Source organism: Streptomyces sp. CS113 (assembly GCF_002188365.1).
Classification (GTDB): Bacteria; Actinomycetota; Actinomycetes; order Streptomycetales; family Streptomycetaceae; genus Streptomyces; species Streptomyces tendae.
On record NZ_KZ195574.1, the window covers coordinates 8461603 to 8483602 of the forward strand.

21 protein-coding genes and 1 pseudogene are annotated in these 22000 nt (G+C 73.4%); 9 read left to right on the forward strand and 13 right to left on the reverse strand.

Annotated features, from left to right (window positions below; genetic code table 11):
- Window positions 1-3 precede the first annotated feature (3 nt).
- Both B9W62_RS38275 and B9W62_RS38280 read right to left on the reverse strand, forming a co-directional pair.
- Window positions 4-966: a DUF3500 domain-containing protein gene (locus B9W62_RS38275; protein WP_256976722.1), complete on the reverse strand. Its 963-nt coding sequence runs from the start codon at window positions 964-966 to the stop codon at window positions 4-6.
- Window positions 967-1041: 75 nt separating this feature from the next.
- Window positions 1042-1287 carry a hypothetical protein gene (locus B9W62_RS38280; protein WP_143665497.1) on the reverse strand — a complete coding sequence of 82 codons (246 nt, stop codon included), beginning with the start codon at window positions 1285-1287 and terminating at the stop codon, window positions 1042-1044.
- 144 nt (window positions 1288-1431) lie between these two features.
- On the opposite strand from B9W62_RS38280, the gene B9W62_RS38285 reads away from it, so the two are divergent.
- Window positions 1432-3777: an esterase-like activity of phytase family protein gene (locus tag B9W62_RS38285; RefSeq protein WP_087811495.1), complete on the forward strand. Its 2346-nt coding sequence runs from the start codon at window positions 1432-1434 to the stop codon at window positions 3775-3777.
- A 78-nt stretch (window positions 3778-3855) separates the two neighbouring features.
- Here the strand turns inward: B9W62_RS38285 and B9W62_RS40430 are convergent, their stop codons facing one another.
- From B9W62_RS40430 to B9W62_RS38300, 3 genes are all read right to left on the reverse strand, one after another.
- Entirely contained in the window at window positions 3856-4599 is a 744-nt protein-coding gene (locus B9W62_RS40430) for a VOC family protein (protein ID WP_179235881.1), read from the reverse strand.
- A 35-nt stretch (window positions 4600-4634) separates the two neighbouring features.
- Entirely contained in the window at window positions 4635-4922 is a 288-nt protein-coding gene (locus tag B9W62_RS40435) for a DUF6355 family natural product biosynthesis protein (RefSeq protein WP_160166054.1), read from the reverse strand.
- Window positions 4923-5091: 169 nt separating this feature from the next.
- Window positions 5092-6441 carry a hypothetical protein gene (locus B9W62_RS38300; protein ID WP_256976725.1) on the reverse strand — a complete coding sequence of 450 codons (1350 nt, stop codon included), beginning with the start codon at window positions 6439-6441 and terminating at the stop codon, window positions 5092-5094.
- 318 nt (window positions 6442-6759) lie between these two features.
- Here B9W62_RS38300 and B9W62_RS38305 point away from each other — a divergent pair, with 318 nt between their 5' ends.
- Window positions 6760-8433 (forward strand): TlrC/CarA/OleB/SrmB family ABC-F type ribosomal protection protein, encoded by a 1674-nt coding sequence (locus B9W62_RS38305; protein WP_087811497.1) that lies wholly within the window; start codon window positions 6760-6762, stop codon window positions 8431-8433.
- A 130-nt stretch (window positions 8434-8563) separates the two neighbouring features.
- Here the strand turns inward: B9W62_RS38305 and B9W62_RS38310 are convergent, their stop codons facing one another.
- On the reverse strand, window positions 8564-9787 hold the full coding sequence (locus B9W62_RS38310; RefSeq protein ID WP_087811498.1) for a saccharopine dehydrogenase family protein: 1224 nt from the start codon (window positions 9785-9787) through the stop codon (window positions 8564-8566).
- A 133-nt stretch (window positions 9788-9920) separates the two neighbouring features.
- Between B9W62_RS38310 and B9W62_RS38315 the strand changes: the two genes are divergently transcribed.
- The 3 genes from B9W62_RS38315 (at window position 9921) to B9W62_RS38325 (ending at window position 12464) form a co-directional block, all read left to right on the forward strand.
- Window positions 9921-10700 carry a TetR/AcrR family transcriptional regulator gene (locus B9W62_RS38315; protein WP_256976726.1) on the forward strand — a complete coding sequence of 260 codons (780 nt, stop codon included), beginning with the start codon at window positions 9921-9923 and terminating at the stop codon, window positions 10698-10700.
- A gap of 211 nt (window positions 10701-10911) precedes the next feature.
- Window positions 10912-11856, forward strand: a complete 945-nt coding sequence (locus B9W62_RS38320) for an NADP-dependent oxidoreductase (RefSeq protein ID WP_087811499.1) — start codon at window positions 10912-10914, stop codon at window positions 11854-11856.
- Window positions 11853-12464 (forward strand): HD domain-containing protein, encoded by a 612-nt coding sequence (locus tag B9W62_RS38325; protein WP_256976727.1) that lies wholly within the window; start codon window positions 11853-11855, stop codon window positions 12462-12464. Before B9W62_RS38320 ends, B9W62_RS38325 begins: the two co-directional genes overlap by 4 nt.
- A 102-nt stretch (window positions 12465-12566) precedes the next feature.
- Here the strand turns inward: B9W62_RS38325 and B9W62_RS38330 are convergent, their stop codons facing one another.
- Both B9W62_RS38330 and B9W62_RS38335 read right to left on the reverse strand, forming a co-directional pair.
- The gene (locus tag B9W62_RS38330; RefSeq protein WP_087811500.1) at window positions 12567-13007 is read right to left on the reverse strand and encodes a DUF2267 domain-containing protein; all 441 of its coding nucleotides are present in this window, start codon (window positions 13005-13007) and stop codon (window positions 12567-12569) included.
- 174 nt (window positions 13008-13181) lie between these two features.
- Window positions 13182-13619, reverse strand: a complete 438-nt coding sequence (locus tag B9W62_RS38335) for an Hsp20/alpha crystallin family protein (protein WP_087811501.1) — start codon at window positions 13617-13619, stop codon at window positions 13182-13184.
- Window positions 13620-13746: 127 nt separating this feature from the next.
- Between B9W62_RS38335 and B9W62_RS38340 the strand changes: the two genes are divergently transcribed.
- Entirely contained in the window at window positions 13747-14406 is a 660-nt protein-coding gene (locus tag B9W62_RS38340) for a type III effector protein (RefSeq protein WP_087811502.1), read from the forward strand.
- A gap of 127 nt (window positions 14407-14533) precedes the next feature.
- Here B9W62_RS38340 and B9W62_RS38345 read toward each other — a convergent pair whose 3' ends face one another.
- On the reverse strand, window positions 14534-15439 hold the full coding sequence (locus B9W62_RS38345; RefSeq protein ID WP_087812301.1) for an SDR family NAD(P)-dependent oxidoreductase: 906 nt from the start codon (window positions 15437-15439) through the stop codon (window positions 14534-14536).
- 58 nt (window positions 15440-15497) lie between these two features.
- Here B9W62_RS38345 and B9W62_RS38350 point away from each other — a divergent pair, with 58 nt between their 5' ends.
- On the forward strand, window positions 15498-16151 hold the full coding sequence (locus B9W62_RS38350; RefSeq protein ID WP_179235882.1) for a TetR/AcrR family transcriptional regulator: 654 nt from the start codon (window positions 15498-15500) through the stop codon (window positions 16149-16151).
- A gap of 172 nt (window positions 16152-16323) precedes the next feature.
- Here B9W62_RS38350 and B9W62_RS38355 read toward each other — a convergent pair whose 3' ends face one another.
- Together B9W62_RS38355 and B9W62_RS38360 are read right to left on the reverse strand one after the other, a co-directional pair.
- Window positions 16324-16881 (reverse strand): PNPOx family protein, encoded by a 558-nt coding sequence (locus tag B9W62_RS38355; protein WP_256976728.1) that lies wholly within the window; start codon window positions 16879-16881, stop codon window positions 16324-16326.
- An 11-nt stretch (window positions 16882-16892) separates the two neighbouring features.
- A complete protein-coding gene (locus tag B9W62_RS38360) occupies window positions 16893-17657 on the reverse strand; it encodes a siderophore-interacting protein (RefSeq protein WP_087811504.1) in 765 nt (254 codons plus the stop codon).
- Window positions 17658-17827: 170 nt separating this feature from the next.
- On the opposite strand from B9W62_RS38360, the pseudogene B9W62_RS38365 reads away from it, so the two are divergent.
- A pseudogene (locus B9W62_RS38365) lies at window positions 17828-18449 on the forward strand (TetR/AcrR family transcriptional regulator).
- Between the two features lie 15 nt (window positions 18450-18464).
- Here B9W62_RS38365 and B9W62_RS38370 read toward each other — a convergent pair.
- Both B9W62_RS38370 and B9W62_RS38375 read right to left on the reverse strand, forming a co-directional pair.
- Window positions 18465-19154, reverse strand: coding sequence for a response regulator transcription factor (locus B9W62_RS38370; RefSeq protein WP_087811505.1), 690 nt, complete (start codon window positions 19152-19154; stop codon window positions 18465-18467).
- Window positions 19155-20351 carry a sensor histidine kinase gene (locus B9W62_RS38375; protein WP_373433731.1) on the reverse strand — a complete coding sequence of 399 codons (1197 nt, stop codon included), beginning with the start codon at window positions 20349-20351 and terminating at the stop codon, window positions 19155-19157.
- Window positions 20352-20535: 184 nt separating this feature from the next.
- On the opposite strand from B9W62_RS38375, the gene B9W62_RS38380 reads away from it, so the two are divergent.
- Window positions 20536-21996 (forward strand): alpha/beta hydrolase, encoded by a 1461-nt coding sequence (locus B9W62_RS38380; protein WP_087811506.1) that lies wholly within the window; start codon window positions 20536-20538, stop codon window positions 21994-21996.
- Window positions 21997-22000 lie beyond the last annotated feature (4 nt).

Consider the following 22000-nt stretch of genomic DNA (forward strand, 5'->3'; position numbering starts at 1 on the left):
GCGTCAGGCGTGCCGGTCCGTGTAGTGGCCGCGGAGCAGATCCGTTCCCCAGTCGTGGCGGACGTGCCGCCAGACCGAGTGGGCGTGGTTGCCGTCGTCCTGGGTGTTGTCGTACTCGATCAGGAAATCCGGAGCGCGCACGCAGTAGTAGTGCCGGTCACCGGGTGCGAGGCCGCCGGCCCAGGCGAAGGAGACGGTGCTCAGCCCGCGGGCCACGGCGTCGGACCAGCACTCCCGCGCGTACGCCGCGGGCGCGCGGTCGAGATAGCGGCGCACCAGACGCTCGAGCAGCTGGCGGTCCCCGGGTGCCATGCGGTCGTACGGCAGACCCTCCGGCAGGAGACCCGGATCGGCGAACGGATCGGCCCGGGTCAGGATGTCGTCCGGCGGCGTGGCGGCGAAGACCGCCGACGCCCGCGCGGCGCCGTGCAGGCTCGTGACGAGCCGCCTGGCCAGGTCCTCCTCCGGACCGAGGAGCCGGTGGCCCGCTCGCGGGCCACTGCCGATGCGAGCCGGTTCCGAGCCGACGAAGTGCGGGGTCACCCGGATCGCGGCCGACGTGACCAGGACGTGTACGGCGAGATGGTGGCCGTTCATCCGCCAGCCCCAGGGTTCGGCACCCTCCGGGTCGCCGAGCAGCCGCACCCAGTACCGGTCCGCGCCCCGGGAGCCCGGCAGGCCGCGCCGGTGCCGTTCCACCTCGATCGCACCGCGCACCAGCTCCGCTCCCGCCGCGCTGTGCGCCGTGGCGAGGAGCACGTCGACCACCTCGCGCTGCCGGTCGTCGAGCCCTTCGGTGGAGAGCCCGGGGCGCGGCCCGGGCAGATAGGTCCACTCGCGCTGCTCGGGCGCGTCCAGCGGGCCGGGCACGGCGCGCAGCAGACGCACCTGCTCCGGCTCCAGGACGGCGAGCAGGGCACGTGCCGCCTCCCGCATCCGGGAAGCGACGTCTTGCGGGGGAACCACGCCCACGCTTCTCCCTTCCGCCGGCGGCGGCTCTGCCGGCGGCGGGACTCATTGTGCGTGGAGTGCGGTGCGGTGTCATGCGCGCGGAGCCGGTGCCATGCCGCGGGCCACCGGATCCGGACGACCGTGCCACCGGTTGCCGGTCAGCGCGGCGGCGGTGCCGGCCACGACGCGGCCGAGCGGACCGTCCTGGGGACCGACGTGGTTGCCCTCCGTGACCTCCACCAGGCGGACGCCCCCGACCCGGCCGCCGTCCTGCTCCACCCCGGCACGGACCCCCGGACCGAGATCGAGTGCGGCGAGCGCACGGCGTACCGGCACGAGCGGCATCCCGGCCGAACCGCCGAAGCGGGCGGCGCCGGACCGCGTCCTCCTGGACTTCGCCCGCCGTTCACCCGCCGTCCCCGGAGCACTCGCCCCCGGCTGAAAACGTGCGGCGACGGAGTGGACCGGACCGGAGGAAAGATGTCCCCCAAGAGCAAGAGAACCCGCGCCGCGCTGACCGCCCTGGCCGTGGCCGCCGGCACCCTGGCGACCACGGGCGCCGTGCAGGCGGAGCGGACGCACCCCGGGCAGCAGCAACAGCACCGGCGGCCGGGCCTGTTCGAGCGCACCGCCACCTACCCGGTCTTCCGGAACCGTCCGGCCGGTGACGACGCGGCCGCCGGGACCGTCGCGGAGATCTCCTCGGTCAGCGAGGACGGCCGCACCCTCGTCCACACCGACGCGGTGGCCCGGCGGCTCGGCTTCCTGGACATCACCGACCCCGGCCGGCCGCGCGGCCTCGGCACCCTGTCGCTGGCCCGGCTCGGCGACGCCGAGGACGAGCCGACCTCGGTGACCGTCGTCGGCGCGTACGTCCTGGTGGTCGTCAACACCAGCGCGAGCCACGCCCGGCCCTCCGGACGGCTCGACGTCGTCTCCCTGCGCGACCGCGAGCGGGTGGCGAGCTTCGACCTCGGCGGGCAGCCCGACTCCATCGCCCTCAGCAAGGACAAGCGGTACGCCGCCGTCGCGATCGAGAACGAACGGGACGAGGACGCGACACCGCCGGGCCGTGACAAGGGCGACCTGCCGCAGGCACCGGCCGGCTTCGTGCAGATCCTCGACCTGGGCCGGGGTGCCACGCCCGCGCACTGGCGGACCCGGACGGTCCCGCTGACCCGCGCCGACGGCCGGGCGCTGCCGGTGCTGGCCGAGGCCGGCATCACCGAACCGACGGACCCGGAGCCGGAGTACGTCTCCGTCAACGGCCGCAACCAACTCGCCGTGACCCTCCAGGAGAACAACGGCGTCGTCCTCGTCGACCTGCCGACCGGCCGGATCACCAAGGCGTTCAGCGCCGGTACGGCCTCGGTGCGCGGCATCGACACCGTCGACGACGGCACCATCGACCAGACCGGCTCCCTCGAGGACGTGCCGCGCGAACCCGACGCCGTCGGCTGGATCGACGACCGCTACCTCGCCACCGCCAACGAGGGCGACTGGCGCGGCGGAACCCGCGGCTGGTCCGTGTTCGACAGCCGCACCGGCAGGCCCGCCTGGGACGCGGGCAACAGCTTCGAGCGGCTCGCCGTCCGCCACGGCCTGCACAACGAGGACCGGGCCGGGAAGAAGGGCGCCGAGCCGGAGGGCATCGCGATCGCCGAGTACGACGGCGTGCCCTACGCCTTCGTCGGCTCGGAGCGCGACAACTTCGTGGCGGTCTACGACGTCAGCCGTCCCACCCGGCCGGTCTTCCGCCAGATACTGCCCGCCACCAACGGCCCCGAGGGCCTGCTGCCGATCCCGTCGCGCGGACTGCTCGCCGTCTCCAGCGAGGAGGACGACGCCGAGGCGGGCGTGCGCGCGTCCGTGAGCCTGTTCCGCCTGGGCCGCGGCAGCGACCGCACCCCCTCGTTCCCCGGCATCGTCTCGGCCGACGACGCGCACGGCGCCCCCATCGGCTGGGGAGCGCTCGGCGCCCTGTCCGCGGTGCCGGGAAAGCCGCACCAGCTCTACACGGTCACCGACGCCGCGTACGCCACCACCCGCGTCCTCACCGTCGACACGGCCCGCCGCCCCGCGGTCATCACCCGGGAGCTGACCGTCAAGGACGCCGCCGGCCGGCCCGTCGGCTATGACGCCGAGGGCATCCATGCCCGGCCGCAGGGCGGTTTCTGGCTCGCCGTCGAGGGCGGGACGGGCGCGGAGAACAAGCTCGTCCGGCTCGACGCGCGGGGCGTGACCCGGCAGGTCGTGCCGCTGCCGGCGGACGTCGCCGCGGGCCTGGGCAAGCAGGGCTTCGAAGGGGTCACCGCCACCACGGACCGGCGCGGCCACGAGATCGTCTGGGCCGCCCTCCAGCGCGAGGTCGCGGGCGACCCGGCGGGCGTCGTACGGCTGGGACGCTACGACGTGACCGCCGGCACCTGGAGCTGGTACGGCTACCGGCTCGAAGCCACCGGCACGCCCGGCGACTGGATGGGGCTCTCCGAGATCACCGTGGTCCAGGACCGGCTCGCGGTCATCGAGCGCGACAAGCTCAACGGCCCGGCCGCCGAGGTCAAGCGGATCTACACCGTCGACCTGCCGACGTCGGCGGCGCCCACGGGCACCCTGCGGGTCCTGCCGAAGAGGCTCGCGCACGACGTGCTGCCCGACCTGCGGGCCACGAACGGCTGGACGCAGGAGAAGCTCGAAGGGCTGACGGTGGGCGGTGACGGCCATGTCTACGCCGTCACCGACAACGACGGCCTGGACGACGCGACCGGGGAGACCGTCTTCCTGGACCTGGGCACGGACCGACGGGTCTTCGGCCGCCGTCACTGACGCCGGTACGGGGGAGGGCCCGGCAACGCGGCCGGCCCTCCCCTCTCCGGCAGTCGTGAGCCGGGTGCCCGCGCGGCGTCAGCCCCGACCGAGGACGCAGAACTGGTGGCCCGCGGGGTCGGCCATGACGACCCAGGAGACGTCACCCTGCCCCACGTCGGCCCGTGTCGCGCCGAGACCTTCGAGCCGGGCGACCTCCCTGGCCTGGTCCTCGACCGGGTCCGGCATCACGTCGAGATGGATGCGGTTCCACACGACGTCGTCGTCCGAGGTGCGGCGGAACTCGAGGTAGGGCCCCACGCCCTTGGCGGAGCGCAGCAGAGCACGGTCGTCGGTCAGCCCGTGGACGGTCCAGCCGATCGCCCCGCCCCAGAACCGGGCCGCCTCCCGAGGGTCCGCGCAGTCGACGACCACCGCCGCGATCGGCCCCGTGTCCCGGTAGAGGTCGCGGGGCTCCAGGACGCTGAACATGTTCCCCTCCGGGTCGGCCATCACCGTCGACGGCGCGCCGACCCCGACCCCGCCCACGTCGGCGCGCGTGGCCCCGAGTTCCTCCAGGCGGCCGACCAACTCCGCATGATGGGCGTCGGTGTTGGTGGCCAGCTCGAGGTGCACCCGGTACCTCACCGTCTCCGGGTCCGGGACGCGGACCAGGTCGACGCAGACGGCGGACGGGTCCGGCCAGTCGAAGCCCGCGGGTTCCAGGTTGGTGACGCCCGGCCCCTCGCTCGACAGGCTCCAGCCGAGCGCCTGCGCCCAGAACCGGCCGAGCGTCGAGTCGTTCCGGGCCTTGAGGTTCACCTGTACGAGTTCCAACGTCATCCCGCACAGCCTAGTGGCCCAAAACGGCCGGGGGCTCAGCAGGTGCGGCCGGTGTACCAGGCGCCGTCGATGTCGGAGCTGGAACCGATCCAGGTCACGCCGGGCACCACGCACCGCTCGCTGTTGGGCCCCCAGTCGTCGATCTCGATGACGATGTGCGAGCCGTCCGAGGTGCAGTGGTTGTAGTAGGCGTCGGAGGCGGTCTCGTAGAAGCCGCAGGGATTGGCCGCGGCCGGACCGGCGCTCAGGGTGACGGCGCCGCCGGAGGCGAGCGCCAGAGCGAGGGAGGCGAGGACGCTGGTCACGATACGACGAAGTGACAAGGTGAGCTCCGTTCAGTGGGGATCGCCGGCCGAACTGCCGGTGTCTGCCGATCCGTTGCCGATGCGACGCCCACATTCGCAGCTCCCGGAAGCCGTTTGGAGCAACCGGTGGCCCCGTTCACCCGGGGAATCGATTCACTGCTGAGCCGATCAGTTGATCTCCGCCGGTTCACCGGACGGCGTCACCGGCCGCGGCGCCGTGACCGCCGCGGCCGCGGGCGGCGGGAGCGCCGGTCGGGAGCGGTGGCGTCCGGCCGGACAGGCGCAGCGATATGCGGCGGCGTGCGACCAGGCCGACCGCGATCAGCAGCAGGAACGGCACCCACGCGATCGCGTACGCGACGCCGTAGTGCTGGATGTCCAGGATCGACCGCTTGGAGTCGACGTCGCTGCTGTTGACGCCGAAGTACGCCAGCAGCAGCGCGGGCGGGAGCGCGATGAGCGAGCCCACGGCGATCACCGCGGCCAGTACCCGGTCCCGGTCCTCGGCGTACTGCTGGGACGCCGTCTCGAGGTCGACGCGGCGCGTCGCGAGCACGGCGTTCACGCGCTCGACGATGCGGGAGGTGTTGGCCAGCGCGTCCGCCAGCGACGAGACGTCGCGCAGTGACGAGTGGAAGCTCTCGACCAGCAGCTCCGGTATCAGGATCGTGTCGGCGTAGGCCTCGACGCTGAAGCTCAGGTCGAGCTGGAGGTCGTTGAGCCGGCGCGAGAGCTGCCCGACCAGGGCACGGGCGTCGTCCGTCGTCTCGACTGCCGCGGCCCGGTCGAGTTCCAGCGCCTCGAACGCCTGTCGCCTGATGCGGTGCACGGCCGCGACCGCGGTCAGGATGCCGGCGGCGGCCAGGGCGAACGCGTTCTCCACCGGCGGTGCGTAGCCGACGATCAGCGACACGCCCCTGCCGTGCGCGACCATGGTCTGCCCCGCGTTGTTCAGCGTCTCGGGCCGCCGGATGCCCAGGGTGGCGCCGGTGTCGCTGTCCAGCGTGCCGCGCAGCACGATGGTCACCACGTCCTGGCCGACCGCGTCGCCGGGCACATGCTCGGTCAACAGCCCCCGGGCGAGGGCCGCTCCGGGGAACACGCTCTGGTGGACGTTGCGCCCGAACCCGAGCGGCGGCCGGCCGGTGGGCCCGTCCGGTATGCCGTACGCCCGCAGCCGCGCGTCGAGCCACTCGGTCAGCGGCACGCCGTCGACGCGGGTGGCGGAGCGGTTCTGCCAGGTGGCGTAGAGCGTTTCGGCGATGGCGTCCGCGCCGTCGGCGTCGTCCGCGAGTTCGACGTCCACGAAGAGCAGCGGGTCCCGGCGCGGGGTGACGGCCAGGGTGATGGCCGCACCGTCGACCCGGGCCGCGTGCGGCGGCAGCGTGACCTCCGAGACACGCTCGTGCAGCACCAGTTGGGGCAGCAGCAGTTCGGCGGCCTCGACGTGGGCGGTGAACCGGCCGAGACCCAGCGCCTCGGACAGCGGGCGGAGCATGTCGTCGGGCACGTGCACCTGCGGCGTGAGGTGGTACATCAACAGCAGGCGTGTACGCGTCCTGACAGCTGCGTCGGACCGTGGCACATCGTCCCCCTCCGGCTGACACCCGTGTGGGGCAGCAGCCTAGGGGGTGTTGTCCGGAGCATGCCGGAGCCGGCAGCGTGTTGAGCGAGGCGAGACGTATCGTCTTGTCATTTGCCGGGAGACGGCGTATCGTCCTGCGCATGGGTTCCCTGTGAGATCACCGGCGCCGACGGCGTAGAGCACCGCTCCGCCGTCGCCGTTCCTCGCCGTGCCGCCGTCCACCCCGATCCGGTCCGCGCCGAAAACCGCGCGGCCAGGAGGGACCCCATCGTGCACACCGCACAACTCACCCTTTGCCAGGTCACCAAGCGCTACCCGGGCCGCACCGTGCTGGACCGGGTCTCCTTCACCCTGAAGCCGGGGGAGAAGGCCGGACTCATCGGTGACAACGGCGCCGGCAAGTCCACCCTCCTCAGGCTCCTCGCGGGACAGGAGCGCCCGGACAGCGGAGAGGTGACCGTGACCGCCACCGGCGGTATCGGCCATCTGCCGCAGAGCATCCCGCTGCCCCCGACCGCCACCGTCCAGGACGCCGTCGACCTGGCCCTCGCGGACCTGCGGGCCCTGGAGGCGGAGCTGCACCGGGCCGAGCACGCGCTCGGCGACGGCGCGGACCCGGCGGCGCTCGCCGCGTACGCCGGGCTCCTCGGGCGCTACGAGGCCCGCGGCGGCTACGGCGCCGACCACCGGGTGGACGTCGCACTGCACCACCTCGGCCTCCCGGCACTTCGCCGTGAGCGCCGGCTCGGCACCCTGTCCGGAGGCGAGCGTTCCCGTCTGGCCCTGGCCGGTGTCCTCGCCGGCCGACCGGAAGTGCTGCTGCTGGACGAGCCGACGAACGACCTGGACGATCAGGCCGTGGAATGGCTGGAGGCGCAACTGCGGGAGCACCGCGGCACGGTGCTCGCCGTCACCCACGACCGCGTCTTCCTCGAACGCCTCACCACAACGGTCCTGGAGGCGGACGCCGGGAAGGTCACCCGCTACGGCGACGGCTACACCGGCTACCGGTCGGCGAAGGCGGCGGAGCGCCGACGCCGGCTCCAGGAGTACGAGGAGTGGCGGTCCGAGCTGGCCCGCAACGACCGGCTGGCCGCCGGTCACGCCGCCCGTCTCGACGCCATTCCGCGCAAGGCGCCGCTGGCCACCTTCGGCCACGGCGGCTTCCGGGCCCGCGGTCGGGCGCACGGCGCGATGTCCCGCATCCGCAACGCCCGCGAGCGGGTCGAGCGGCTGACCGGGAACCCGGTGACACCGCCGCCCGACCCGCTGGTCTTCACGGCACGCATGGGCGTCCCCGGGGACGCGGCGGCAGGTACCGGGTCCGCTCCAGCGGAACCGCTCGCCGTGCACCTGTCGGACGTGCGCCTGGGTGACCGCCTGCGCCTGGACTCCCTGACCCTCGGCCGCGGCGGCCGGCTTCTCGTCACCGGTCCCAACGGTGCCGGCAAGACGACGCTGCTGAAGCTGCTCGCCGGTGAACTGCGGCCGGACGAGGGCTCGGTGCGGGTGCCGGGCCGGGTGGGCCACCTGCGCCAGGACGGGACGCCGTGGCCGCCGGACCTGAGGGTGGCCGAGGCGTTCGGGCTGGGCCGCGTGGGCGCCGCCGCCGAGCACACCGATGCCCTGCTCGCTCTCGGCCTCTTCCGTCCGGCGGAACTGCGCCTGCGCACGGGCGAGTTGTCGTACGGCCAGCGCCGCCGGGTGGATCTGGCCCGACTGGTCTCGGAGCCCGCCGACCTCCTGCTGCTCGACGAGCCGACGAACCACCTGTCACCGGCACTGGTCGAGGAACTGGAGGAGGCGCTGACCGGCTTCGCCGGCGCGGTCGTGCTGGTCACGCACGACCGCGCACTGCGGACCCGGTTCCGGGGCGATCATCTGCACCTGCCGGCCTCGGCAGGCTCCGGGGCTGCCGGAAACCGGGGTCGCGGCAGCCGGTGAAGGAACCGTTGCCGTGTCGCACGGACCGCGGGCGGCGGCGCGGGCCGCCGCGGTCCCGATCCGTCGCACGGCTCGGACGCGCGTGTGTCCTGGGACCGGGGGAGTCCGCCGTCCACGAGTCGATCCCCCCTCACACCTGTTCGCGCAGGCCCCAGGGCGAGCCGTACTCGGTGAGCAGGTCGAGGAACGGGCGGGGCGGCAGGGCCTCGGCGCCGAGGACACCGGCGCCGGACCAGGCACCGGTGGCGAGCAGTTCGAGGGCGACGACCGGGTTGATCGCCGTCTGCCAGACCACCGCCTGCGAGCCGTACTCGCGCATGGACCACTGGTTGTCGACCACGTGGTACAGGTAGACCTCGCGCGGCCTGCCGTCCCTGGTGCCCGTGACCCAGGTGCCGGCGCAGGTCTTGCCGGTCATCCTGTCGCCCAGGCTCGCGGGGTCCGGAAGGCACGCGGCGACCACGTCACGCGGGGACACCCGCACCGGTCCGTCCTCGCCCGGCACGGTGACCGCGGTGGTGGAGTCCAGGCCCAGCTCGTGGAGGGTCTTGAGCCGGGCGATGAAGTCGTCTCCGAGGCCGTACTTGAACGTGACACGCCGGGCGTCCACCCAGCGGGGGATCAGCAGCACCTCCTCGTGCTCCACGTTGACGCACTCCACCGGCCCGATCCCCTCGGGGAAGTCGAACACCTCCGGCTCGCTGAAGGGCGCGGTGGTGAACCAGCCACGGTCCCTCTCGTAGACCACCGGAGGGTTGAGGCACTCCTCGATGGTGGTCCAGATACTGAAGGAGGGAGCGAACTCGTAGCCCTCCACCCGCAGGTCGGCGCCGTCGCGGACCCCGATCTCGTCGATCTCGTCGAAGAGCTCGTCCGCGGCGTACCGGGCGAACACGTCGGACAGCCCCGGCTCCACCCCCATACCCACCAGAGCCGTGCGTCCCGACTCGGCCCACCGTTCGGCCAGTTCGAACTGCGCGTCGCCGAGCTTGACCCCGCACTCCTCGTACGGCCGGGAGGCGTGCGGAGCGGACAGCGACATGGCCATGTCCATGTAGTGGGTCCCGGCGGCGAGGGCCGCCCGGAACAGCGGCATCACGAACCGCGGGTCCGTGGCGTTCAGCAGGAGGTCGCACCGGTGCTCCGAGAGCGCCCGCCGTACCGCGTCCTCGTCGGAGGCGTCGAGGCGCAGGGCACTGAACCGGTCACCCGCTCCCGGCAGCGCGTCGACCGCCGCCCGCGCGCGGGCATGGTCGTAGTCGGCCACGACCATGTGGGTCAGGAACTTCCGGCGGGCCACGATCCGGGTGACGGCGGTGCCGACACCGCCCGCGCCGACGAGGAGCACGCGCATGACGGGAACCTTTCGAACGGGAGGCCGCTGCCTCCGGAGGGACCCGATGCAACCGGCCCCCCTGCTATAAGGTCAACCCTGTTGGCATAAGGGGCGCGGGCGGATCCGGCGCGGCCGCGGACGGAGGTGGCGGATGCCGAAGAAGGTGGTGCCCGAGGAGGCGCGACGCAGACGCAGGCCGACCCGGCAGGGCGCGGTGCTCTCGGAGACCCTCATCGTGCAGACCGCGCTGCGGGTCCTGCGCGAGCACGGCACCGCCGGACTGACCGCCCGCCGGCTGGGCGCGGCGCTGGGGGCGGACCCGAGCACCCTGTACCGCTACTTCACGGGCATGGACGATCTGGCACGGGCCGTCGGCAACGAGCTGATGGGGCGGGCCCTGGACGGCTGGGCGGGCGGCCAGGGCTGGCGTGCGGACCTGCGCTCCCTCGGCCTCGCCCTGCACTCCTCCTACCTGGCCCACCCCCAGGCCGCCGTGCTCACCGCCAGCCGGGTGAGTGGACGGCCGCGCGAGATCGCCGTGGACGAGGCGATCCTCGGTCTCCTGCGGGGCGCCGGGCTGACCGATCCGGCCGCCGTCCGCTTCTACCACGCCTTCATCGACCTGACCCTGGCCTTCGCCGCGCTCGACGCCGGTGCGCTGGCCCTTCCGGAGGAAGCCCGCAGAGCCGACGAGGACATGTGGGCGTCCACCTACGCCCGGCTGCCCGCCGCGTCGCACCCGAACATCGCCGCGACCGCCGGCCGCCTCGCGGCCCGGATGCCGCACAGCGCCTACCCGGTGGTCCTGGACAGCCTGCTGGACGGCATCGCGGCCGAACTGGCCGCGGCACGGCTCGGGCCGGGGCGTGCACGGCCGTCCCGGCCGGGTGGGGCGGACGAGCGGCCGTCGAGGCGGCCAGGACCGCCGTGACGTGAGCGCCGCCGCACGCTTCCGGCATGAGCCCGGACAGCGGCCCGTTGTGCCCTGTCACCGTTCGGAAGTGGCGCATCGAGTCGCTGTCGAAGTGGCCCACACGGGGGAGCGGCAGGGGCATACGGTCGAGAAGACGACGCACGGTGTGCCGGTGTGAGCGCGCAGGGGCATCGTGTGCCCGATGACCGCCGCTCCTGCGAGGACTCTCATGCAAGCCATCACCGTCCACGACCGCGAGGCGGGTGCCGACGGGCTCGCCCTGACGGAACTGCCGTATCCGCACGCCGCCGAGAACGACGTCGTCGTGCGGGTGCACGCCGCCGGGTTCACGCGCGGAGAGCTCGACTGGCCCGGTACCTGGACCGACCGGGCCGGCCGCGACCGCACGCCGAGCGTTCCCGGACACGAACTGTCGGGGGTGGTGGCGGAACTGGGATACGGCACCACCGGCCTCACCGTCGGCCAGCGGGTTTTCGGCCTGGCCGACTGGACGCGCGACGGTTCGCTGGCCGAGTACACCGCCGTCGAGGCCCGCAACCTGGCGCCCCTTCCCGCGGACGTCGACCACACCGTGGCCGCCGCGCTGCCCGTCTCGGGTCTGACCGCGTGGCAGGGCCTGTTCGACCACGGACGGCTCACCGCGGGGCAGACCGTCGTGATCCACGGCGCCGCGGGAAGCGTCGGATCGGTCGCGGTGCAACTCGCCCGCGAGGCGGGCGCCCGGGTGATCGGCACCGGTCGTTCCGCCGACCGGGAGACCGCTCTCGCCCTCGGCGCCGACGTCTTCCTCGACCTCGAGTCCGAGCGGCTGGAGGACGCGGGGGAGGCCGATGTCGTGTTCGACGTCATCGGCGGCGAGATCCTGCGCCGCTCGGTCGCGCTCGTACGCGCAGGCGGCACCCTCGTCACCGTCGCAGAGCCGCCCGAGGCCGGTCCGGAGAACGGCCGGGCCGTGTTCTTCGTCGTCGAACCCGACCGGGGCCGGCTCACCGACCTCGTGCGGCGGGTGCGGGACGGGCGGCTCCGGCCGGCCGTCGGGGAGGTGCGTCCGCTGGCCGAAGCCCCCGCCGCCTTCGCGCCCGGCCGCGGCCGGCACGGCAGGACGATCATCCGCGTCGGGTCCGACACCTCCGCGGCTGCGGGCACTCGGTGAACGACGTCTCGCTGGACGCCGTTCCGGTGCCCGGCATGGCCGCGGCGGCCGCCGCCCTGGACGTGGCGACCGCCCACCTTTCCCCGGCACTGCTCAACCACTCTCTGCGGGCCTACTTTTGGGCGGCGGCCCGCGGCACGGCGGACGGCGTCCGCTTCGACCCGGAACTCCTCTACGTCGCCGCGCTGTTCCACGACATCGGGCTGGTGCCGGTCTTCGACAGTCACACCGTCGCCTTCGAGGAGGCGGGCGGACACGTCGCCCGTGTCTTCGCCGCCGGGGCCGGCTGGCCGGCCGAGCGCCGCGCACGCCTGTCGGACGTGATCGTCCGCCACATGTGGCCGCGGGTGGACGTCGCCACGGACCCCGAGGGCCACCTGCTGGCCCGCGCCACCGCGACCGAGATCGTCGGCACGGAGGCCGACGCCTACCCGTCCCGCTTCCGCGACGAGGTGCTGGACCGCCATCCGAGGCTGGACCTCGCCGCGTCGTTCCTGGCGTGTTTCCGGGACCAGGCGAAGCGCAAACCCGACAGCTCGGCGGCCGTGGCGGTGCGGTCGGGACTGGCGGAAAGAATGGCCCCGAACCCGCTCGACTCCACCGGCTGAGACCCGCGACGGCCACGCCGCTCGGCAGGGGTGCCGGGAGCGTCCCGAGCCGCCGGGGCCTGCCGGGCGGCCCGGTCGGGAGAGGGCCTGCCCCGGCGAGGCTCAGGCGGCCTGGGTGAGTTCCGCGCGCCCGAAGAGGATCGCGTAGCCGGAGGGCAGTTGGGCGAGTACGCGGTCGAGCAGGGCCGGGCCGGCCAGGCGGGCGACGACGCCCAGGACCGAGCCGACGTCCCAGCGCGCGGTGGCCAAGGTGCCGCCGGTCCGGGTGGCGAGGTCCCTGACGAAGGCCCAGCCGGTCATCGAGTCGGTGGCGGGGATCTGCGCGGCGAAGATCCGCGCCGCCTCGCGGGGGAGACGGGCCGCCAGCTCGACGCGTTCCTCGCCGGTGATGCGGCGGCCGAGAGCGGCCAGGACGGCGGTCACGACCTCTTCGGCCCGCTCCCGGGTGGGATAGGCGCCGTGGTAGCGGACCTGCTCCAGCATCTGGACGAACGACACGGCCGACTCGGGAGCCGCGGTCATCGGCGCCGTCTGGGACTGCATCGGTGAAGATTGCCTTTCTGAGTTGTGGGGTGGTGGGCCCTGGCCGGCCGGTGCTGGATGGCCAGCGCCCGGCGACCCGTGGGTCGTGGGCACTGGCCGACAGTGGGTGCGGTGGGGGAGTGTCGGTCTCCCGACGTGCGAGCCGCGCTCGACGGCGGGGGCGTGGCCTCCGCCTCAGCCGGAGATCTCCTTGTGGTCCGCGCCGGCGCCGATCGAGATCTTGCGCGGCTTGGCCCGCTCGGCGATCGGCACGCGCAGGGTGAGTACGCCCGCGTCGTACTCGGCACTGATGTGCTCGGTGTCGAGGGTGTCCGCGAGCACCACCTGACGGGAGAAGACGCCGAAGGGGCGTTCGGAGAGCTCCATCTGGACGTCGTCGCCCCTGGCGGCGGGACGGCGTTCGGCCCGGACGGTGAGCATGTTGCGCTCGACGTCGATGTCGATCGCGTCCCGGTCGACACCGGGGAGATCGAGCGCGATCACGTAGACGTCCCCCTCGCGGTAGGCGTCCATGGGCATCGCGGACGGCCGCGACCAGGTGCCGGACGTACTGGGGAGCAACTGCTGGGTGAGCCGGTCGAGCTCACGGAAGGGGTCGGTGCGCATCAGCATCGTGAAACACCTCCAGTTCGAGCGGATCCGCTCATGCGCTGGTTCTTGCTTTTCTTGTAGCATGTCATCGGAACGATGACAAGTGGAGGCGTCGTCAAACGGATGACGTCGAGGTCGGGAGGTGACCATGGCCGTGGACCCGCAGGAATCCGTAGCGCAGCCCGTGTCTTTCCTCGCCGCCGAGGCAGCGCTGGCGGCGATCGAGGAGGCGGTGCACAGCGCCCAGGCACCACCGCACGGCATGCAGCCCGGTGGTGAGGTCGGCTCCGACCAGGTGCTCGCCGCACTGCTGCTCCTGCGCCGGATGCGTGACCAGCTCGCCGGTTGGGAGACGGGCCTGATCGAGGCAGCCCGGGGGGCGGGTGCGAGCTGGGCCGACCTGGCCCGCCCCCTCGGCGTCGCCAGCCGGCAGGCCGCCGAACGCCGATACCTGCGCCTGCGCCCCGGTGCCCCCGGCAGCACCGGCGAACAGCGCGTCCAGGCCACCCGCGACCGCCGCGCCGCCGACCGTGCCGTCACCACCTGGGCGCGTGGCAACGCCGCGGATCTGCGGCAGCTCGCCGGTCAGATCACCGCACTCGCGGGCCTCCCGGACCAGGCCCGGAATCCGCTGGTCCAGGCACTGGGCCACGACGACGCCGCCGGCCTGATCGGGCCGTTGTCCGGTGCCCGGGAGCACCTCGGCGCCCACCATCCGGAGCTGGCCGACCGCATCGACACCCTCACCCGCCGCACCGACCGGCTCCGTCGCACGGGGAGCGGCGAGGCCCCGTCAACCGGGGAATGAGCCGTACGACGAAAGGCTTCGCGCGCGCTGTCGTTCGGATGGCGAGGCGACACGGTGAGTGCCCGGTCGATCCGGTCGCCGCACAGTGCGAGTTGCCGAACTGAGCAGGCGTCCCGAGCCTTCCCCGTCAGCCGCGTGGCGCGTGCCCTGCCTGGTCGGCCGGCATCCGGGCAGGGTAGGGCTCGGCGAAGTCCGCCGAGCGGCTGACGTCTTCCCACGCGGAGGCTTGGGCCAGCTGGCGACGGGAGTAGTCCATCGCCATCTCGACGGCGTTGGTGCCGAGCAGGAGGTGCGAGGGCGGGTTGTCGCGTCGGGCCGCGCCGACGATGATGGCGGCGGCGCGCCGCGGGTCACCGGCCGACCCGGCGTCGCTCTGGCGCATGCGCCGGTTCATGAGGCCGACGGTCTCCTCGTACTCCGCGGGCACCGGCTGCACCGTCATGGAGGACCCGGCCCAGTCGGTGGCGAATCCGCTCGGTTCGACCACCATGACGCGCACGCCGAACGGCGCCGTCTCCACGGCCAGTACCCGGCTGAACCCGTCCACCGCGAACTTGGCCGCCTGGTAGGAGGCGATGCCGGGTGATCCGCCCACGCGTCCACCGACCGACGAGACCTGGACGATCGTGCCCGCGCCCTGCCGGCGCAGCGTGGGCAGGACGGCCCTGGTGACGTTGTGGACGCCCCAGAAATTGGTCTCGAACTGTGCGCGGAAGTCGGCGTCGTCCGTCGTCTCGATCGGTGACACGTTCGCGTATCCGGCGTTGTTCACCACGACGTCGATGCGTCCGAAGCGGCTGATCGCCGCGTCGACCGCGGCCCGGGCGTCGGCCGCGTCCGTGACGTCGAGTGCGACCGGGTGGACGCGGTCGTCGCCGTACCGCGCTACGAGGTCGTCGAGCTGTTCCGGCCGGCGGGCGGTGGCGACCACCAGGTCGCCCGCGTCGAGGGCGGCGGTGACCAGGGCGCGGCCGAGGCCGCGCGAGGAGCCGGTGACGAACCAGACCTGCTGCTTGTGCTTGCGTTGTTCCATGCTCATAGTGAAACACCGTTGCGTTAATAATGCAACGCGGTTGCTCTATGCTGATGCGATGACCGGGTCCGGATTCCAGCGCGCCCGCAGCGCGCAGGCCAAGCAGCAGCGTGAAGCGGCGATCCTCGAAGCGGCCCGCGGGCTCGGCGCCGAGCGGGGCATCCGCGAGATCACGCTGACCGACATCGCCGCCGCCGTGGGCATGCACAAGTCGGCGCTGCTGCGCTATTTCGAGACGCGCGAACAGATCTTCCTCAAGATCACCGCCGAGGGGTGGCGGGACTGGTCCGCGGAGCTGTGCTCCCGGCTGCGCGCGCTGCCGAGCGCGGCACCGGAGGCCGTCGGCCAGGTCATCGCGGCCACCCTGGCGGCGCGGCCCCTGTTCTGCGACCTGCTGGCCCAGGCGCCCCTCAACCTCGAACGGAACGTGTCCCTCGAGTCGGTGCGCTCTTTCAAGATCGTGACCCTCGACGAGGTCGACCGCATCGGTGCCGAGCTGGGACGACTGCTCGGCCTCGAGGAGATCCAGGCCGTGGACGTCATCGCGACGGCCACCAGCCTGGCGGGTGCCCTGTGGCAGATGGCGACGCCCGGTCCGCACATCCGGGCCCTCTACCGCAGCGATCCCCGGCTCGCGCACGCGGTCGTGGACGTCGAGTCGCGGCTGGACCGCGTCCTCGGTGCCCTGCTGCGGGGACTGGCCGACCGGTGAGGACGAGGAGCGGACGCCGGTGAGGAGGACGGTCCGCGTGAGGCCCCCGACGGGATCGGCCGAGCCGCTTCCGCCCGCCGCGCGGTGTCATTCGGGCCGTCGGCGTCCCTCGACGTCGCTCGGCGGCGCTCGGGCCGGCGATGCGGGGGCACGCCGCGCAGCGCCATCGTCTTCAGCAGCGCGGCGTCGGCGACGCGGCCAGGAAGCCACTCACCCCGGGGCCGGACAACGGCCCCTCGCCCGGGCCCGGTCCGGCCGCCCGGGAGGGCACGGGCGGTTCCCACAGGCCGGAGCGGATGACGGCCTGCGCGCAGTGCACGTACGCCTCGGCCACGTCCACGGCGGTTTCCCCGCCCCGGAGGCCGCCCCTGAGGGCGGAGACGGTGCCGTTGACGCGCAGTACCTCGCCGACGTCGGGCAGCAGGAAGAACAGCGAGACCGGGCCGGGTACGACGGCCGGCCCGGGAGCGGGGAAGGAGAACCGCCGGGGCGAGTGGACGCGCGCGAACCCGGGGGCGCCGCCGACGAAGGTGGTCCGAGCGGTGCCGTCCGCGTCGAGGTGACCGAAGGCCGCGATCGGGCTGTGGGCCAGGACGGCGCGGCAGCCCGCGTCGAGGGAACCGATCTGCTTGCGCGTGATCACCGCGGCCGGGCGGCCGACTACCGCCTCGATCTCGTCCACGGAGGAGAGCCGGCGCAGGGAGTCCGGCCGGAAGGTGTGCCGCTGCATGTCGGTCCCTTTCAGCCGGGGGTCGACCGGCCCAGGCGCCAGTAGCCGTAGAAGGAGATGTCGCGCCTGGCCACGCCCCGGTGGTCGACCAGGTGCCGCCGGACGCCGGTGGCCAGGCGGGACTCCACCGCCGTCCACGCGTAGAGGGGCCCGTCGGGCAGTTCGGCGTCACGGACCGCCGCCAGCGCGAGGGTGCCGGGCCGCAGGGTCTCGTCGTCGCGGTTGAGCCAGTGGACGCGCACCCCGGCCGGCGCGGGGACGTCCCGGACGTCGGCCGACGTCGCCACTTCCACGAAGACCTCGGTGGGCGGCGGGTGCGGATCGTCCTCCAGGATCGACAGGATGGCCGGCAGTGCCGTCTCGTCGCCCACCAGCAGCCGCCCCCGGGCGTGCTCGGGCAGCCGGTACATGGTCCCCAGGTCGAAGATCCCGGCGGGGTCGCCCGGCCGGACGCGGCGCACCCACGAGGACAGGGGCGAGTCGCCGTGCAGGGCGAACTCGATGTCGATCTCCCGCTCCGCGGGCCGCAGCCGCCGGACGGTCAGATTGCGCACCCACGGGCGGACCGCCTTGGCCATGAGCATCACCTGCACCATCCACCGCTCGGTCGAGGCGGTCGGCATCCGCAACTCCCGCTGCCCGTCCCTGGTGAAGAAGAGCCGGACGGCCTGGTCGGCGCCGCCCGGCACGAGGTCGCGCACGCCGGGGCCGCCCAGGGTGACGCGGGCGAAGCCCGGTGTCAGCGGCTCGCACCGGAGCACCTCCACAGTGATCATCTTGCGCTCTCGGGGAGTGCTCACCGCGGGGATCACGCCCGTGCTCCCGGCCCTTGGAACTGCCCTTGGAACTGTCCTTGGAACATCTTGTTTCCGCAGCTCATGGCACTATTCTGAGTAATAGCTCAGCTCTTGGCTACTCGCTTTTCGCTGCCCGGAAGGACCCGTGGATGACGTCCGCCGACCGCCGTCTCGCCCCACGTCGCAAGCCCCGACAGGTCCGCGCCGAACTGACTCGTGAGCGCATCATCACCGCCGCTGCTCACGTTTTCGCCGACTACGGCTACGCCGCCGGCACCACCAACCGGATCGCCGAACGCGCCCGCATGTCCATCGGCTCGCTGTACCAGTACTTCCCGAACAAGGACGCCATCCTCGCCGAGCTGCTGGTCCGGCACATCGACCGCGGCGCGTGGACGGGCGTCGAAGAGCTGGACATGTCACCCGGCAGCCTGGCGGAGGCGGTCCGGGCGCTGGTCCGCGACGCGATCGACCACCACCGCGACGACCCGCAGCTGCTGCGGATCATGTTCGAGGAGGCGCCGGCCTCCAGCGAACTGATCGAAGCGATCGACCGGCACGGCAGGGCGCGGGTGAGTCAGGTGCGCGAGGTGTTCGCCCGCCACCCGGACGTGCGCGTGCGCGATCTCGACACGGCCGCCGAACTCGTCGTGGGAACCGTCGAGATGAACACCCACAAGCTCATGGCGGACCCGCGTCCCATCCAGGTCGAACGGCTGGAAGGCGGAGCTGGTCGCCATGATCACCCGATACCTCCGGGGTGACGCGTAGCGGAATGCCGCCGGGTCACGCCTGCGTCGAGTCTCCCGCGTCGCGCACCAGGAGCGCGATCTGGACCCGGTTCTCGACCGCCAGCTTGGCGAACAGGCTGCCCGTGTGGGCCTTCACCGTGGCGACGGTGATGCGCAGCCGCTCGGCGATCCGCGCGTTGTCCAGTCCGTCCGCGATGGCCCGGGCGGTCTCCCGTTCCCGTTCGGTCAACACGGACAGCCGCTCGCGCGCGTCCTCGCGGGAGCGGCCGCGGACGTGCGGGGAGTCCGGACCCGTGGCCGCGGCGATCACTCGTGCCGCGGCCGCCGGGGACAGGACGGGGTCGCCGTTCGCGACGGTCCGCACCGCGTCCAGGATGCCCGCGGGCGGGGTGTCCTTGAGGACGAAGCCGAGCGCCCCGGCGCGCAGCGCCCCGAGCACCAGGTCGTCGGAGTCGAAGGTGGTCAGCATCAGCACCCGCGGCGGATGCGGCCGGGTGAGCAGCTCCCGGGTCGTGTCCAGCCCGTCCCGGCCCGGCATCCGTACGTCCATCAGCACCACGTCGGGCCGCTGCTCGGCCACCGCGGCGAGAGCGGCGTTGCCGTCGGCGGCCTCCGCCACGACGGTCAGGTCCGGCTCCCCGTCGATGACGAGCCGGAGGGCCATGCGCACCAGTTGTTCGTCGTCGACGATGACGACCCGTACGGGATCGCGTCGGGTGTCCACTCAAACGCCCCTTTCGTGGCGGTGGGCGGGGCCGTCCGGCCAGGGAAGCCGTGCGGTGAGAACGTACCCGCCGTCGGTCGTGGGGCGGTGGCCGAGTTCGCCGCCGGCGACGGCGACCCGCTCGCCGAGGCCCAGCAGGCCGAAGCCGGAGGCCGGCGGCCGTGCGGGACGCAGCGGGGCCGGGCCGTTGCGGACGCCGACGTCGAGGGTGCCGCCCTCGGCCCCGTCGAGGGTGACCCAGACGACCGCGCCGGGGGCGTGCTTGGCGGCGTTGGTCAGCCCTTCCTGAACGATCCGGTAGCAGGTCCGTCCGACACCGTCCGGCGGGGTCGCCGTCACGGCGCTGGTGAGCCTGACGTCGAGACCCGAGGCGCGGGTGTCGGCCACCAGGTCGGGAACGCGGTCGAGGGAGGGCTGCGGGGGTTCCGGGCGCCCGGGGTCGGCACGGAGCACGCCGAGGACCTCCCGCAGCTCCTCCAGCGCCTGGTGGGAGCCCTCCGCGATACCGCGGACCAGGACGCGGTTCTCGTCGGCCGAGAGGTCGCCGCCCCGGTGGTCGAGGACCCCGGCCTGCATGGCGACCAGGGAGATGCGGTGCGCGAGGACGTCGTGCATCTCCCGGGCGATCCGGTTGCGTTCGAGGGCCCGTGCCTGCGCCGCCCGTGCGCTCTGCTCGCGTTCCGCGCTCTCCGCCCGTTCGCGCAGGGACCGCACCTCCACCCGCCGTGCCCCGACGGCCATGCCCGCCGCCACGGCGATACCCGCGGTCAGCGCCGGCACCACGACCTGGACCCACCACAGCGCCGCGGCCGCGTCCTGCGTCGGGTAGACGACGCCGGCCAGCCGGGACGCGCCCACGTAGGCCACGACGACCGTCCCGATCTCCACCGGGCGGCGGCGGGTGGCGACCGAGCACAGCGCCAGCAGCGCGGCACCGGTGGCGAGTGCCGACACGGTCGAGGCGACCGTGACGGCCAGAGCGACCGTGCGGGGCCACCGCCGCCGCCACAGGAGCACCGTCAGGCAGCCCAGGGCCACCAGGGGGTCGCCGACGAGGATCCAGGAGCCCGGGTCGCCGGAGCGGTCCCGCAGCAGCGCGAGGGCCGAGAGCCAGACCGGCACACTCACCACCGCGGCCACCAGTAGCCGCCATGCGTGCTGCCAGGCCCCGAGCCGCGGCACAACGTCCTTGTTCACCAGGCCATTGTCGCCGCACCGCGCGACCGGCGGATCAGACCGGAGACGGATGGGCCTTCGACCCAGGTCCAACCGGCGCCTCTCCCTCGGGCGGACCCGGAGCCGGTCCGCCGGGCCGATGTGCCGACCGCTCCCGATCAACAGACTCGTCCCTGTGCCGGACAACCCCACAGGAGGACACCCCATGCGCAGAAGTCTCTGCCTCGCCCTCGCCGCCGTCGCGTTGGCCGCGACCGCGTTGCCGACGCCGTCGGCGGCGGCCACGGCCCCACCGCCGAGCACGCTGCGGTGGGGCCCGTGCCCCGAGGGCGCCGATGCTCCCGGACTGGAGTGCTCCACGCTCCGGGTTCCGCTGGACTACCGGGACCCGGACGGCCGCCGGATCGAAATAGCCGTCTCCCGGCTGGAAAGCAGGAAGCCGGCACAGCGGCGCGGTGTCCTGCTGACCAACCCGGGCGGCCCGGGCGGCTCCGGTCTGCTGTACCCGGCCGTCCTCGCCGCCTCGGGACTGCCGCGGGACGTGCTCGACTCCTACGACATCATCGGCTTCGACCCGCGGGGTGTCGGCCGCAGCACACCGGTGACCTGCGACCTGACGCAGGAGCAGCAGTGGCGCGGCAACTTCCCGCCGTACGCGCACACCGCCGCCGACGTCCGGCGGGAGGTCGGCCCCGCGCGGAAGATCGCCGAGCAGTGCAACAGCTCGCGGACGGCGTGGATGTTGCCGCACACGACCACCGCCAACACGGCGCGCGACATGGACCGCATCCGGACGGCGCTGGGCGAGCCGAAGCTGTCCTACCTCGGAGCCTCCTACGGCAGCTACCTCGGCGCGGTCTACACGACGCTGTTCCCGCGGCGCGGCGACCGGATCGTGCTCGACAGCAACTTGGGGCCCCGCGGCTACGACATCACCGCCATGCGGCTGTTCGCCCGCGGGCTCGAAGACCGCTTCCCCGACTTCGCCGCGTTCGCCGTCGCGCACCCCGAATACGGCCTGGGCTCCACGCCGAAGCAGGTCACCGCCACGTTCTTCGAGCTCGCCGGGCGACTGGACGCGAAGCCGCAACAGGGCGTCGACGGGACCGCGTTCCGCGGCCACACCTTCGACAGCCTCTACACCGACGGCTCCATGCCCCGGCTCGCCGAGTTCTGGCAGGCCGTCGACACGGGCGGACCACTGCCCCTCCCCGAGCCGCCCGCGGACCTGGAGAACCTCATGGCCGCGCGGTTCGCGGTGGTCTGCCAGGACACGCGCTGGCCGGGGACGGTCCGTGAGTACCAGCGCAACGTCGCCGTGGACCGGATCAGGTACCCGATGCTGGGCGGCTCCACGGCCGGCATCAACCCCTGCGCCTTCTGGCCGCGGGAGCGCACCGAACCGCCGGTACGCATCACCGACCGCGGCCCGTCCAACGTGCTGATGCTCCAGAACGAGCGCGACCCGGGCACACCGCTCGTCGGCGCCCGGGAGCTGCGACGGGCCTTCGGCCATCGGGCCACCCTGGTGACGGCCGACCAGGGCGGCCACGGTGTCTACCCGTACGGCCGCAACACCTGCGCCAACGATGCGGCGACGAGGTTCCTGACCACGGGCGAACGCCCCGCGCGGGACCTCGCGTGCGCGGCGCGGCCGGGCAGGTGAGTGA

What these genes read in the sequence shown, in the direction of transcription:
- B9W62_RS38350 (WP_179235882.1), top strand. Translation starts at nt 15,498, where the DNA reads ATGACCGGGTCCGGATTCCAGCGCGCCCGCAGCGCGCAGGCCAAGCAG.
- B9W62_RS38355 (WP_256976728.1), bottom strand. Translation starts at nt 16,881, where the DNA reads ATGCAGCGGCACACCTTCCGGCCGGACTCCCTGCGCCGGCTCTCCTCC.
- B9W62_RS38320 (WP_087811499.1), top strand. Translation starts at nt 10,912, where the DNA reads ATGCAAGCCATCACCGTCCACGACCGCGAGGCGGGTGCCGACGGGCTC.
- B9W62_RS38285 (WP_087811495.1), top strand. Translation starts at nt 1,432, where the DNA reads ATGTCCCCCAAGAGCAAGAGAACCCGCGCCGCGCTGACCGCCCTGGCC.
- B9W62_RS38345 (WP_087812301.1), bottom strand. Translation starts at nt 15,439, where the DNA reads ATGGAACAACGCAAGCACAAGCAGCAGGTCTGGTTCGTCACCGGCTCC.
- B9W62_RS40430 (WP_179235881.1), bottom strand. Translation starts at nt 4,599, where the DNA reads ATGACGTTGGAACTCGTACAGGTGAACCTCAAGGCCCGGAACGACTCG.
- B9W62_RS38380 (WP_087811506.1), top strand. Translation starts at nt 20,536, where the DNA reads ATGCGCAGAAGTCTCTGCCTCGCCCTCGCCGCCGTCGCGTTGGCCGCG.
- B9W62_RS38335 (WP_087811501.1), bottom strand. Translation starts at nt 13,619, where the DNA reads ATGCTGATGCGCACCGACCCCTTCCGTGAGCTCGACCGGCTCACCCAG.
- B9W62_RS38340 (WP_087811502.1), top strand. Translation starts at nt 13,747, where the DNA reads ATGGCCGTGGACCCGCAGGAATCCGTAGCGCAGCCCGTGTCTTTCCTC.
- B9W62_RS38310 (WP_087811498.1), bottom strand. Translation starts at nt 9,787, where the DNA reads ATGCGCGTGCTCCTCGTCGGCGCGGGCGGTGTCGGCACCGCCGTCACC.
- B9W62_RS38300 (WP_256976725.1), bottom strand. Translation starts at nt 6,441, where the DNA reads ATGTACCACCTCACGCCGCAGGTGCACGTGCCCGACGACATGCTCCGC.
- B9W62_RS38360 (WP_087811504.1), bottom strand. Translation starts at nt 17,657, where the DNA reads ATGATCACTGTGGAGGTGCTCCGGTGCGAGCCGCTGACACCGGGCTTC.
- B9W62_RS38315 (WP_256976726.1), top strand. Translation starts at nt 9,921, where the DNA reads ATGCCGAAGAAGGTGGTGCCCGAGGAGGCGCGACGCAGACGCAGGCCG.
- B9W62_RS38330 (WP_087811500.1), bottom strand. Translation starts at nt 13,007, where the DNA reads ATGCAGTCCCAGACGGCGCCGATGACCGCGGCTCCCGAGTCGGCCGTG.